At 62.1% G+C, this 12,263-nt stretch carries 11 protein-coding genes and 1 pseudogene; 3 read left to right on the top strand and 9 right to left on the bottom strand.

Annotated elements, in window-relative coordinates; all coding sequences use genetic code 11:
• Positions 1-106 precede the first annotated feature (106 nt).
• The 3 genes from AC07SI_RS22220 to AC07SI_RS22230 all read left to right on the top strand — a co-directional run bounded on the left by AC07SI_RS22220 (position 107) and on the right by AC07SI_RS22230 (position 4,017).
• Positions 107-1,357: an OprD family porin gene (locus tag AC07SI_RS22220; protein WP_106804904.1), complete on the top strand. Its 1,251-nt coding sequence runs from the start codon at positions 107-109 to the stop codon at positions 1,355-1,357.
• A gap of 83 nt (positions 1,358-1,440) precedes the next feature.
• Positions 1,441-2,340, top strand: a complete 900-nt coding sequence (locus AC07SI_RS22225) for a polysaccharide deacetylase family protein (RefSeq protein ID WP_065899477.1) — start codon at positions 1,441-1,443, stop codon at positions 2,338-2,340.
• A 120-nt stretch (positions 2,341-2,460) separates the two neighbouring features.
• Complete coding sequence (locus AC07SI_RS22230) at positions 2,461-4,017, top strand: M91 family zinc metallopeptidase (RefSeq protein ID WP_495006521.1); 1,557 nt, start codon at positions 2,461-2,463, stop codon at positions 4,015-4,017.
• A gap of 10 nt (positions 4,018-4,027) precedes the next feature.
• On the opposite strand, the pseudogene AC07SI_RS22235 reads toward AC07SI_RS22230, so the two are convergent.
• The 9 genes and pseudogenes from AC07SI_RS22235 to pcaH all read right to left on the bottom strand — a co-directional run.
• A pseudogene (locus tag AC07SI_RS22235) lies at positions 4,028-4,207 on the bottom strand (carboxymuconolactone decarboxylase family protein); the annotation flags it as partial.
• A 270-nt stretch (positions 4,208-4,477) separates the two neighbouring features.
• Complete coding sequence (locus AC07SI_RS22240; RefSeq protein WP_201143679.1) at positions 4,478-5,173, bottom strand: potassium channel family protein; 696 nt, start codon at positions 5,171-5,173, stop codon at positions 4,478-4,480.
• Complete coding sequence (locus tag AC07SI_RS22245; RefSeq protein WP_495006522.1) at positions 5,163-6,491, bottom strand: TrkH family potassium uptake protein; 1,329 nt, start codon at positions 6,489-6,491, stop codon at positions 5,163-5,165. Before AC07SI_RS22245 ends, AC07SI_RS22240 begins: the two co-directional genes overlap by 11 nt.
• A gap of 156 nt (positions 6,492-6,647) precedes the next feature.
• Positions 6,648-7,046: a 4-carboxymuconolactone decarboxylase gene (gene pcaC / locus AC07SI_RS22250; protein WP_282396654.1), complete on the bottom strand. Its 399-nt coding sequence runs from the start codon at positions 7,044-7,046 to the stop codon at positions 6,648-6,650.
• 286 nt (positions 7,047-7,332) lie between these two features.
• Positions 7,333-8,124, bottom strand: a complete 792-nt coding sequence (gene pcaD, locus AC07SI_RS22255; protein WP_495006523.1) for a 3-oxoadipate enol-lactonase — start codon at positions 8,122-8,124, stop codon at positions 7,333-7,335.
• A 10-nt stretch (positions 8,125-8,134) separates the two neighbouring features.
• The gene (locus AC07SI_RS22260; protein ID WP_213552343.1) at positions 8,135-9,499 is read right to left on the bottom strand and encodes a 3-carboxy-cis,cis-muconate cycloisomerase; all 1,365 of its coding nucleotides are present in this window, start codon (positions 9,497-9,499) and stop codon (positions 8,135-8,137) included.
• A 9-nt stretch (positions 9,500-9,508) separates the two neighbouring features.
• Positions 9,509-10,804: an MFS family transporter gene (locus AC07SI_RS22265; RefSeq protein WP_065902911.1), complete on the bottom strand. Its 1,296-nt coding sequence runs from the start codon at positions 10,802-10,804 to the stop codon at positions 9,509-9,511.
• 181 nt (positions 10,805-10,985) lie between these two features.
• The gene (pcaG, locus tag AC07SI_RS22270) at positions 10,986-11,552 is read right to left on the bottom strand and encodes a protocatechuate 3,4-dioxygenase subunit alpha (protein WP_106804909.1); all 567 of its coding nucleotides are present in this window, start codon (positions 11,550-11,552) and stop codon (positions 10,986-10,988) included.
• 1 nt (position 11,553) lies between these two features.
• Positions 11,554-12,258 carry a protocatechuate 3,4-dioxygenase subunit beta gene (pcaH, locus tag AC07SI_RS22275; RefSeq protein WP_106804910.1) on the bottom strand — a complete coding sequence of 235 codons (705 nt, stop codon included), beginning with the start codon at positions 12,256-12,258 and terminating at the stop codon, positions 11,554-11,556.
• Between the last annotated feature and the right edge of the window lie 5 nt (positions 12,259-12,263).

The raw sequence follows: 12,263 nt of genomic DNA on the forward strand, positions 1-12,263 counted from the left end.
GTTCGATCATCGCCCACAACCCGCCCTCCCCCGATTGAATCGTCCCCGCACCGCCCCGCACCATGGCCGCCACCTGCATAACCCCAATAACAACAGGTCCGACACCATGAGCACTTTCCACCCGCGCCGGCTCTTGCTGGCCACCGCTGTCGCCAGTCTTGCGTTGCCTGCCGTCGCCGAAGAACATGGGTTTCTCGAAGACGCCAGCGCCAACCTCAACCTGCGCAATTTCTTCTTCAACCGCAATTACACCAACCCCACCAAGACCCAGGGCGGCGCGCAGGAGTGGACGCAAAGTTTCATCCTCGATGCCAAGTCCGGCTTTACCCAGGGCACGGTCGGTTTCGGCGTGGATGTGCTGGGCCTGTACTCGGTGAAGCTCGATGGCGGGCGCGGCACCGGCGGCACCCAATTGTTGCCGCTGGATCACGATGGCCGCCCGGCGGACGAGTTCGGTCGCCTGGGCGTGGCGTTCAAGGCGCGGATATCGAAGACTGAAGTCAAGGTGGGCGAATGGATGCCGGTGCTGCCGATCCTGCGTTCGGACGATGGCCGCTCCCTGCCGCAAACCCTGCGCGGCGGGCAGATCACCTCCAGGGAAATCGATGGCCTGACCCTCTACGGCGGCCAGTTCCGCGCCAACAGCCCGCGCGACGACAGCAGCATGACCGACCTGTCGATGGTCGGTAAACCCGCCTTCACCTCCGACCGTTTCAACTTCCAGGGCGGCGAGTATGCGTTCAACGACAAGCGCACCCAGATCGGCCTGTGGAATGCCCAGCTCAAGGACATCTATAGCCAGCAGTTCGTCAACCTGATCCACAGCCAGCCCATCGGCGACTGGACGCTGGGGGCCAACCTCGGATTCTTCTACGGCAAGGACGACGGCAGCGCCCGCGCAGGCAACCTGGACAACAAGACCTGGTCCGGGCTGTTCTCCGCCAAGTATGGCGGCAACACCTTCTACGTCGGCCTGCAACGACTCACCGGCAACAGCGCCTGGATGCGCGTCAACGGCACCAGCGGCGGCACCCTGGCCAACGACAGCTACAACTCGAGCTACGACAACGCCGAGGAAAAATCCTGGCAGGTGCGCCATGACTACAACTTCGCCGCCCTCGGCGTCCCCGGCCTGACCCTGATGAACCGCTACATCAGCGGCAGCAACGTGCACACCGGCACCATCACCGACGGCAAGGAATGGGGCCGTGAAAGCGAAATCGGCTACACCGTGCAGAGCGGCGCCCTGCAAAACCTGACGGTACGCTGGCGCAACTCAAGCATGCGCCGGGACTACAGCAACAATGAATTCGACGAAAACCGGTTGATCGTCAGTTACCCGATAAGTCTGCTGTAAACCGCCGCCGGACTTGCTGTATGGTGCGCGCCTGCCGCTGCTGATCCACTCAGCAGCGGCTTTTATCCGGGCCCGCGCACACCATGAAATCCTTCGTCATCGCCTTCGCCCTCTGTGCCCTGGCCCTGAGCCTCAGCGGCTGCATTGGTGCGCCCATTCCCCTGACGCCGCAGACCGAACAGCGCCTGCAAGCCCAGGCACCGATCCGTTTCCTGCTGACCTTCGACGACGGCCCCAGTGCCTCGGGCTACAACAACCCCAGCCGTTCCGTGGTCGCCGACCTGGCGCACAACCCGGTATTGCCGGGGATCAAGGCGGTGTTTTTCCTGCAGACCGAAGCGAGCCGTTCCGGCGGTAGCTCCCGCGGCCGCAAGACCATGGAGCGTGAGTACGCGGGCGGGCATATCCTGGCCTTTCACACGGCGACGGCGTTTCATACCAACCATCGCTGGCTGAATGACGCCGAGCTGGACAGCACCCTCGCCCAAGGTGCGGCCGACATTGCCGCGATCACCGGCACGCCGCCCGTGCTGGTGCGCCCACCGTTCTGGAACTACGACCGCCGCACGTTCGCCGCCTACCAGCGCCATGGCATGCAGGTGTTGCTCACCGACTTGAGTGCCAATGACGGCAAGATCTGGGGCTTCAACGGCAGCCCGCGCCGCCGCGCCAATCTGTATCGACAACTGTCGGTGGTGCGCGAACACATCGCGCTCGGCGAGCTACCGACAGTGGACGGGGTGATACCGGTGGTGGTGACCTTCCACGATATCAACCGCTACACCGCGCGGCATCTGCAGGAGTACCTGCAGATCCTGCTCGACAGCGCCCGCATCAATGGGATGCCGACGGCCGCCGAGCCGTTCTACACCGACACCGGCGCCCTGCAACGCGCCGCGCTGGCGCGTACGGTCAAGGATGTCAGCGAGCCCGTGCATCTGCCCGGCGTGTGGAATTGGGTGTGGGACGCCGACTCCCACTAAATCCAGGCCGCTCGCAAGGCACGCAACATCAAGACAAGTGTTTGACTGCCCTCTCCTCGGAACAACACTTCCCTGCCCACCACTCAAAGGAAAATCTGCCAGCAACGATCGAGCCTTACCATGACTATCTCTGCGTCCACGCCCGTAATGACGAATTACACCCACAGTCCATCGCCGACACCGCCAGAACCTTCCGTCCAGATCAAATACAAACGCCCTGACTCCGATGCCCTGACCCCTGCCTCCCGTCCGTCTCCGGAAATCGCCCTGGGACACAAAAGCTACGTTAACAGCGAGGTCCTGTTTCAGGACAAGAATGTGAAAATCTCCCAGGAGGTTGAATTCAGCGCCGCAAAAAACGGCGACGTCAGCACCATATTCAGTCAAATGGTGTTAGAAACCGGCAACCATGCAGACCGGGTGAACATCAAGCGCGCCCCCGATGGGAAGCTGCTCGCGACGGTCAACGGTAAAGCCTACAGCCTCGAGCTGCTCAATCGTCCCGAGCAGGGAATGGTCCAGCCCCTGTATATCAAGACCCACGGCGGCAACGACTCCGTGGTAGTGGCTCCAGACGTCACGACGCCCATCAAGATCGATTTGGGAGACGGTGACGACTACGCCCGCGGCGGTGGCGGGAACACCCAAATCAAGGGCGGCGCAGGCGACGACTTTATCGTGATGGGCAGGGGGCGTGGGGTCGCATCAGGCGGGGAAGGCAACGACACACTGATCGCGGGCAGTGGCAGCAGTGCGCTGTATGGCGACAATGGCGATGACCGCCTTCAGGCCATGCAGGGCCCTGCCCACCGAAAGGTGCATATGGACGGAGGGCGCGGCAACGACTTCATGATCGCCAAAAATGGCCACACCGTGATGCACGGTGGCGGTGGTGACAACCTGATGGTCAGCCATGGCAGTTCGGTCATTTACACCGGCAGGGGTAAAAACAACGTGAGGTCTTACCATGACAACACGGTGATCTACGCCAAACCTTCGGATAACGTGGTCCACTCGCCCAGCTCACGCAGGATTGATGTAACGCCCAGTGATGCCGGGAAAACTGCCTATAAGGTCGAGGGTTCCGCCGAGTTCAAACAGCGCGTCGAAGACGATCTGGAGCTATTGAGAATGTCGCCCATAGGCCAGCAGTCCTTGAAGAAAGAGGACGAACTGGCCGCGAGCAACAACGCGCCGGTCACCCTGCGCGAGCTGGACACCCGGTATGACATGACCTACGGCTTCAACACCAAGGCCATCCAACAGCATCTTCAAGCCGGCGGCGCCGTCGAAGCCCTGAGCGAGTCACAGTTGGGTTATATCGTGGAGGGTAAAGCCGGAGAAAAAGCTGACCTGGGCACGATCAATTACAACCCGATGTATATGCATGACGACAGTTCCTCCCCGATCACCAGTCTCGCGCATGAAAGGGGACACGCCTTCGCGGGTGCCACAGGCCAAAATCTAAAGGGCGCAACCGCAGAACCCGACAATAACCAGGAAGGTGAACCCAACAGGGAGCGACAGGCGATAGGTCTGCAATCGGCAGTCCCCCCGGTTGATTTCGACGGCGACCCCAGCACCGCGAAAACCACCACCAATCCACGGGCATTTACCGAAAACGGCCTGAAAGAAGAAATGGGGCTTCCATTGCGCAAGAGGGTCTACACCACGTAGACGGCCTGAGCCGGCTCGACCGCCTCAGGCCCGGGCGGGTCCAGATGTCACCCCAGGCGTGGCGGGTGATCATTTCCTGGAACCCACTGTTGAACTCGGTCAGGGCATCGAGGCTGCGGTCGACATGCGCATCCCCCAGTACTTCGCGGCGCACCTGCAGGCCATCGGCATAACGGTGTTTCTCACCCACAAAAACACTCCCGACTGAACGTGATAAAGGCTCGCCCCACTGTGGCAAACGCACTTGCCGTAGCCAGCAGGCTTGTTTTGCTGAGCGGACTTATTGTGGCGAGCGGGCTTGTTGTGGCGAGCGGGCTTGCCCCGCGTTGGGCTGCGCAGCAGCCCCAAATCCAGGCAAACTGATTCACCTGAACAAACGCACTGACTGACTCACCCCCGCTTCGCAAACCAACGCGGCAAGCCCACTCACCACAGGCTTACCTGCAACACGACTCCCGGCCTATGTCGAATGGCCGGCAAATTTTTGAATCAGATGAGTCGGCCCAGACACGATCAGCAGATCCCCCGGCAGTACCTGCGTACCCGGGGTGGCATGCTGAAAATCTTGACTGGCGCGCTTCAACCCTACGACCGTCACGCCGAATTTTTCGCGGATTTGCCCATCGGCCAGCGTGCTGTTGTGGCTCGACACGGGCGAATGAATCTTGGCGATGGCGAAACCGTCGTCGAACTCGATGAAATCAATCATCCGCCCGGTAATGAGGTGAGCCACACGCTCACCCATTTCCTTCTCTGGATAGACAACGTGGTGAGCGCCAATGCGTTGGGCTATCTGCCCGTGCTCGGCTGTTCGGGCCTTGACCCAGATATCCGGGATCCCCAGTTCGGTCAGCGTCATGATGGTCAACAGGCTGGCGGCCAGGTCGGTGCCGATGCCCACGATGGCATGGGCAAAGTCGGCAACGCCCAGTTGGCGTAACACCTGCTGGTTGGTGGAGTCGGCCTGCACCGCATGCGTCAGCAGGTCAGCCCACTCATGAACCGGTGCCGCGTCGCGGTCGATGCCCATCACGTCGTGCCCCAGCCGCATCAGCGATTGGGCCACCGAGCCGCCGAAGCGGCCCAGACCGATTACCACCACGCTGTCGCCCTTGGCAAATGAGAACTTCTCTGAAAATAGAAAGTTAGCCAACAATGGGATGCTCCTCTGGGTAACGGTAGGGCATACGGTGCTTGCCCAAGGCCAGTGACGCCGCCAGCGTGATAGTGCCCACCCGTCCGGCGAACATCAGCAGCGTCAACACCAGTTGGCTTGAGGTGGGTAGCTCGGCGGTGATACCGGTGGACAAGCCGACGGTACCAAACGCCGAGATGACTTCGAAGATGACCTGGTCTGTGGGCAACGCGGTTTCACGCAGGATAAAGAGCGTTGCCAACACGATCAGGGCGCTGCTCAGGACCAGCACGGTTATCGCTTGACGCTGGGCCGCAGCGCCGACTCGCCGGCCAAAGGCCTCGCAATCACTGTGCCCACGAATTTCAGCAATCACCAGCAAGACCAGGATCGCCACAGTACCGACTTTCACCCCGCCCGCAGTGCCTGCACTGCCGCCGCCGACGAACATCAGAAAGTAATGCACCGCCCAGCTTTCCGGGGTCAGTGCCCCCATGTCGATCGAATTGAACCCGGCGGTACGCGCGGACACGGAAGCAAATGCTGCCGATAACACTTTATCGGTCACGGCCATCGGGCCAAGGGTGGTGGAATGGTCCCACTCGAACAGCAACAGCGTGAAAAACCCGACCACCAGCAAGATCGCCGTGCCAGACAAGGTGAGCTTGGTATGCAGCGACCAGCGATGAGGATGGTTGAACCGGCTGCGCAGGTCATACAGCACGGGAAAGCCAATGCCGCCGATAATGATGGCGGCCATCACAGGCAACAGAATCCAGGTATCCGTGGCGTAATGCATCAGGCTGTCGGGATAAATCGAGAACCCTGCGTTGTTGAACGCCGATACGGCATGAAACAGGCCGCTCCAAGCCGCATCGGCCCATGACTGGCCATAGCCCCAATGCAACCTTAAGGTGAGCCACACGGTCGTGATGAGCTCCAAGGCGAACGTCACCACCAGCACCAGTTTGGCCACGCCGGCAATGTCGCCCACCCCCAATGAGCGCGACTCCAACTGTGCGACCATCTTGGTGCGCAGGCGCAACCGGCTGTTAACCATGAGGCCAAGCAGGGTCGCCACCGTCATGATGCCGAAACCGCCAAGCTGGAACAGCAGCAGAATCACCGACTGGCCGAAGGTCGACCAGTACGTACCCGTATCCACCACCACCAACCCGGTCACACAGACGGCCGATACCGCCGTAAAGAAGGCCGTCGCCCACGGGACGGCGCTCCCCTCGGCATGGGAAATCGGCTGCATCAGAATGAAGGTTCCGACCCCTATCGCGGCCAGGAACACCAAGGCGACAACCCTGGCGGGATGCAGCAGTAATTTCATTAGGGCCGGGGCTCAGGTCGGATAGGAAGATCCGTAGCGCAGGATAAACACGACGCCCCTTAGGAGCTGTAGGAATAAGCCGCTACTCCCCGTCAGCATAGCTGAAACACTCAACCTCCCATTTTACCGCCCCCCGCTGCGTCGCGGAGTCTGTGTTCAGGCCTGATCCCGCGACTCGACACCCAGTTCATCCCACACCGACTCAGCCAGGTGAAACGTCGCGTTCGCCGCCGGTATGCCGCAGTAAATCGCGCTCTGCATCAGCACTTCCTTGATCTCGGCGCGGGTCACGCCATTGCTGGCCGCGGCGCGCAGGTGCAGCTTGAGTTCTTCGCTGCGGTTCATGCCGATCAGCATGGCGATGGTGATCAGGCTGCGGGTGTGCCGCGGCAGCCCCGGGCGGGTCCAGATGTCACCCCAGGCGTGGCGGGTGATCATTTCCTGGAACTCACTGTTGAACTCGGTCAGGGCATTGAGGCTGCGGTCGACGTGCGCATCACCCAGGACCTCGCGGCGTACCTGCAGGCCATCGGTATAACGTTGTTTCTCATCCACAAAAATACTCCCGACTGAATGTAATAAAGGCTCGCCCCACCGTGGCAAACGCACCTGCCGTAGCCAGCACACTTGTCTTGCTGAGCAGGCTTGTTTTGCTGAGCCGACTTAATTGTGGCTAATGGGCTTGTTGTGGCTAGTGGGCTTGTTGTGGCGAGCGGGCTTGCCCCGCGTTGGGCTGCGCAGCAGCCCCAAAACCTGCGACAAGGTCCATCGAAAAAAACGCACTGACTGACCCCAGCCCGCTTCGCCCCCCAACGCGGGGGCAATCCCGCTCACCACAGGTTCAATGCGCCCGCAGAAACTCCAGCACCCGCTCACTGAACGCCGCACCCGCCTGCACATTGGACAGGTGCGCAGCATAGAACTCAGCGTATTCGGCGCCCTGCACATGGCTCTGGATAAAGTGGCTGCCGGCCGGTGGCGTGACGGCATCTTCGGTGCCGGCAATCGCCAGGGTCGGCACTTTGATCAAGGCCAGTTGCTCGCGGAAATCGGCGTCGCGCACCGCCGCACAATTGGCCGCGTAGCCTTCGGGCGAGGTCGCCGCGAGCATGTCGGTGATCTGCTGGGCCTGGTGCGGGTTGGCCGCAGCGAAATCGGCGGTGAACCAGCGCGCAATCGATGCATCGCGCAACGCTACCATCGCCGCCGCGCCATCGCGCAGGACCATCTCGATGCGCGGGTTCCAGATGTCCGGCGTGCCGATCTTGGCGGCGGTGTTGCACACCACCAGGCGCTGCAGGCGCTCGCCGGCATGGATGCCGAGCCATTGGCCGATCAAGCCGCCCATCGACAGCCCACAGAAATGCGCCCGCTGGATATCCAGCGCGTCCAGCAGCGCAATCACGTCGCGCCCCAGTTGCTCGATGCTGTAGGGCCCCTCGGTGACCAGGGATTTGCCATGGCCACGGGTATCGAAACGCAACACGCGAAAATGCCTGGTGAAAGCCGGGATCTGGATGTCCCACATGTGCAGGTCAGTGCCCAGCGAGTTGGACAGCACCAACACGGGTGCCTCCGCAGGTCCATCCAATTGGTAATGCAGTTCGCCCTCGGCGAGTTGCACAAAAGCCACAGCGTTCTCCTCAGGCGGTCAAGGCAAAATGTTCGGTGACGGCGCGGGTCACCCAGGTGTGCGCCTGGCCCAGGTAGTGGGCCGGGTCGAGCAGGCGGTCGAGTTCAGCGGCGGACAGTTCGTGGGTGATTTGCGGCTCGTCCGCCAGCACCGCACGCAAGTGACGTCCCTCGGCGACCGCGCGTTTACAGCATTGCTCGAGCAGGTGGTGGGCGGTCTCGCGCCCCAGGCGTTGGGCGAGCACGATGCTCACGGCTTCGGCCAGCACCAGGCCCTGGGTCAGGTCGAGGTTCTGCGCCATGCGCTCAGGATTGACCTCCAACCCCTCGCTCACCAGCAAGGCCTGGTGCAGCGCTCCGGAGACCAACCGGCAAATCTCCGGCAGGGTTTCCCACTCGGCGTGCCACAGGCCCAGGCTGCGCTCGTGTTCCTGGGGCATGGCGCTGAACAGTGTCGCCACCAGGCCAGGTACACGGGTCGCCGCGCTGATCAGTACGGCGGCGCCCACCGGGTTGCGTTTGTGCGGCATGGTCGAGGAACCGCCCTTGCCCGGTGCCGACGGCTCGAAGACTTCCGCCGCCTCGGTCTGCATCAGCAGGCTGATATCACGCCCCAGCTTGCCGAGGCTGCCGGCGATCAGGCCGAGCACACTGGCAAATTCCACCAAACGGTCGCGCTGGGTATGCCAGGGTTGTTCGGGCAGGCCCAGCTGCAATTCGGCAGCCAAGGCCTCGGCGACCGGCATCGCCTGTTCACCGAGCGCCGCCAAAGTGCCGGACGCACCGCCAAATTGCAGCACCAGCAGACGCGGTTTCAGCTCGGCGAGACGTTGCCGACTGCGCGTCACTGCCCCCAGCCAACCGGCGATTTTCATTCCCAACGTGACCGGTGTCGCATGCTGCAACCAGGTGCGCCCAGCTAACGGCACGCCGGCATAACGCTGCGCCTGCGCGGCCAGCACGCCGCCCAGTTGCGCCAGGTCAGCTTCGATCAACGCCAGCGCCTGGCGTATTTGCAGGACCAGGCCGGTGTCCATCACGTCCTGGCTGGTCGCGCCCAGATGCACATAACGCTCGGCCCCGGCATCCTCACTGGCGATCAACTTGCCCAGCGCCTTCACCAACGGAATGGCCGAATTCCCCGCCGTGGCAATCGCCACGCCGAGGGCGTCCACGTCGTACCGCGACGCCAGGCAGGCCTGGGCAATCGGGGCAACGGCGGCGTGCGGAATCAAGCCGACCCGCGCTTCGGCACGGGCCAGGCCCGCTTCGAAATCGAGCATGCCCTGCAGGCGCCCCTGATCGCAGAACACCTCGGCCATGCTGTCAGCGGTGAAGTAGGCGTCGAACAATTGATTGCTCGTGCGCAGCGTCATAACGGTCCCTTACAAATCGTGGTGCAAATACGCCGCCTGTTTCGGCAGGCGCAAGCTGAACAGGAAGGCCACCGCCATCATGCCGGTGACATACCAATAGAAGGTGTTTTCCATGCCCATGGATTTGAGCCCCAGGGCCACGTACTCCGCCGAACCGCCGAAGATCGCGTTGGCCACCGCATAGGCCAGGCCCACGCCGAGGGCGCGCACTTGTGGCGGGAACATTTCGGCTTTCACCAGGCCGCTGATCGAGGTGTAGAAGCTCACGATGGCCAGGGCCAGGGTGATCAGCACAAAGGCCAGGAACGGGCTGCTGACGGTTTTCAGGCTGAGCAGGATCGGCACCGTGCACAGCGTGCCCAGCGCGCCGAACCACAGCATCGAGTTACGGCGACCGATCTTGTCGGCCAGCATGCCGAACAGCGGCTGCATGCACATGTAGAGGAACAGCGCGCCGGTCATGATGTAGCTGGCAGTCTTGGCGTGCATCCCGGCGGTGTTCACCAGGTACTTCTGCATGTAGGTGGTAAAGGTGTAGAAAATCAGCGAGCCGCCGGCGGTGTAGCCAAGCACGGTGATAAACGCAGCCTTGTGGTCACGGAACAGCGCGGCGATGCTGCCGGCGTCCTTGTCCTGGCGGGTTTCCTTGCTGGTGGTTTCCTTGAGGGTGCGACGCAGCAGCAGGGAGATCACGGCTGCAACCGCACCGATCACGAACGGAATCCGCCAGCCCCACGCCCGCAGTTCGTCTTCGCTGAGCAGTTGCTGCAGGATGACCACCACCAGCACTGCCAGCAGTTGCCCGCCGATCAGCGTCACGTATTGGAACGAGGCAAAGAAGCCACGTTGGCCCTTGAGCGCGACTTCACTCATGTAGGTCGCGGTGGTGCCGTATTCGCCACCGACCGACAAGCCCTGGAACAACCGCGCCACCAGCAGCAACGCCGGCGCCCAGGCGCCGATGTCTTTGTAGGTGGGCAGGAAGGCGATCACCAGCGAGCCGGCGCACATCATCAGCACCGAGATCATCATCGAATTCTTGCGACCATGCTTGTCGGCCACCCGGCCAAACAGCCAGCCGCCGATAGGTCGCATCAGGAAGCCGGCGGCAAAGACACCAGCGGTGTTGAGCAGTTGGACCGTGGGGTCGTCCGACGGGAAAAACGCCGGGGCAAAGTAGATGGCGCAGAAGGCATAGACGTAGAAGTCGAACCATTCGACGAGGTTGCCGGAAGACGCACCGACGATCGCAAAAATCCGTTTGCTGCGTTCTTCTCCGGTGTAGTGGCTGGTTTTTGTTGTCATGTTTTTTTCACTCAGTGGGAACGGTTATAGCCTAGACATACTTTGCAACAACCATGTTCCGCAAGCAGACTTTTGCACAGCAGTTGCCTGAACCGGCCTCATCGCCGGCAAGCCCGGCGCCCACATGTGGAACGCATCCCACTGTGGGAGCTGGCTTGCCGGCGAAAAATCTCAAGCCAACTCAATAATCAAAAAACACGGTCTCTTCGTCTGTGCCTTGCAAAATCACATTCCACTGATACACACCCGCCGCATCCGCCTTGGCGATCAGCGTGCGCCGCCGCTCCTGGGGCACACACGCCAGCAGCGCGTCATCCCCGTTCAGCGCCTCGCCGTCAAAGTAAATCCGCGTCAGCAGGTGCTTCACCAGCCCACGCGCGAATACCAGCACCACCAAATGCGGCGCCTGGGTCGTGCCCTTCAAGCCCGGAACGGCACCTGGCTTGATGGTGGTAAAACGAAACCGCCCTTCGGCATCCACCGGCACCCGGCCAAAGCCTTCAAAGTTGGGGTCGACAGCCTTGTCCTGCTCATCCTCGGGATGGTCGTACTTGCCGGCGGCATTCGCCTGCCAGACTTCCAGCATGGCGTCGTTGACGACATCGCCGTTGCCATCCACCACCTGCCCGCTGATCGCCACGCGCTCGCCGAGGGTGGCGGGCACGGTGAGGTCTTCGCGGTTCAGCCAGGTCAGGCCGATGTGGTAATACGGCCCGACGGTGTGGGACGTGGTCGCAGTGAGTGTCATCTCATTTCTCCATCGGCGTGGCGTCGCGGCCGCGCAGGACGATGTCCCAGCGGTAGCCGAGGGCATAGGAAGGAATGGTTTTTTCCAGGTCGAAGCGGGCGATCAGGCGCTGCTTGGCCGAGGTGTCCGGCACGCAGTTGTAGATCGGGTCGTACTCCAGCAGCGGGTCGCCGGGGAAATACATCTGTGTGACCAGGCGCGTCAGCACGCTCGGGCCGAACAGTGAAAAGTGGATATGCGCCGGGCGCCACGCATTGTGGTGGTTGCCCCACGGATAGGCGCCGGGCTTGATGGTCTGGAACTGGTACCAGCCTTCGGCGTCGGTGACGGTGCGGCCGGTGCCCGTGAAGTTCGGGTCCAGCGGCGCGTCGTGCAGGTCGCGCTTGTGGTTGTAGCGACCGGCGGCGTTGGCCTGCCAGATCTCCACGAGGATGCCTGGCACCGGTTGGCCGTTTTCATCCAGCACACGCCCGTGAATGATGATGCGCTCACCGAGCGGTTCGCCGGCGTGCTGGGCGGTGAGGTCGTTGTCCTGCGCATTGACGCGCTCGGCGCCGATGGTCGGGCCGGTGATTTCCGACAACGAATGGGGCAGAAACACCAAGGGCTTGGACGGCGAACGCAGGTTCGTCGACTGGTAGGCCGGGTGCAGGTAATCAGGTTGAGTGCCCGCTTGCGGGCGCCGGTAACCGGGCTTGTCACTCATGGAGC

The organism is Pseudomonas sp. GW821-FHT05D12 (assembly GCF_059419825.1).

Bases quoted from the DNA above. Each gene is read 5' to 3' on its own strand.
- AC07SI_RS22260 (WP_213552343.1), bottom strand. From the start codon at position 9,499: ATGACGCTGCGCACGAGCAATCAATTGTTCGACGCCTACTTCACCGCT.
- pcaH (WP_106804910.1), bottom strand. From the start codon at position 12,258: ATGAGTGACAAGCCCGGTTACCGGCGCCCGCAAGCGGGCACTCAACCT.
- AC07SI_RS22245 (WP_495006522.1), bottom strand. From the start codon at position 6,491: ATGAAATTACTGCTGCATCCCGCCAGGGTTGTCGCCTTGGTGTTCCTG.
- AC07SI_RS22225 (WP_065899477.1), top strand. From the start codon at position 1,441: ATGAAATCCTTCGTCATCGCCTTCGCCCTCTGTGCCCTGGCCCTGAGC.
- pcaG (WP_106804909.1), bottom strand. From the start codon at position 11,552: ATGACACTCACTGCGACCACGTCCCACACCGTCGGGCCGTATTACCAC.
- AC07SI_RS22230 (WP_495006521.1), top strand. From the start codon at position 2,461: ATGACTATCTCTGCGTCCACGCCCGTAATGACGAATTACACCCACAGT.
- AC07SI_RS22265 (WP_065902911.1), bottom strand. From the start codon at position 10,804: ATGACAACAAAAACCAGCCACTACACCGGAGAAGAACGCAGCAAACGG.
- AC07SI_RS22220 (WP_106804904.1), top strand. From the start codon at position 107: ATGAGCACTTTCCACCCGCGCCGGCTCTTGCTGGCCACCGCTGTCGCC.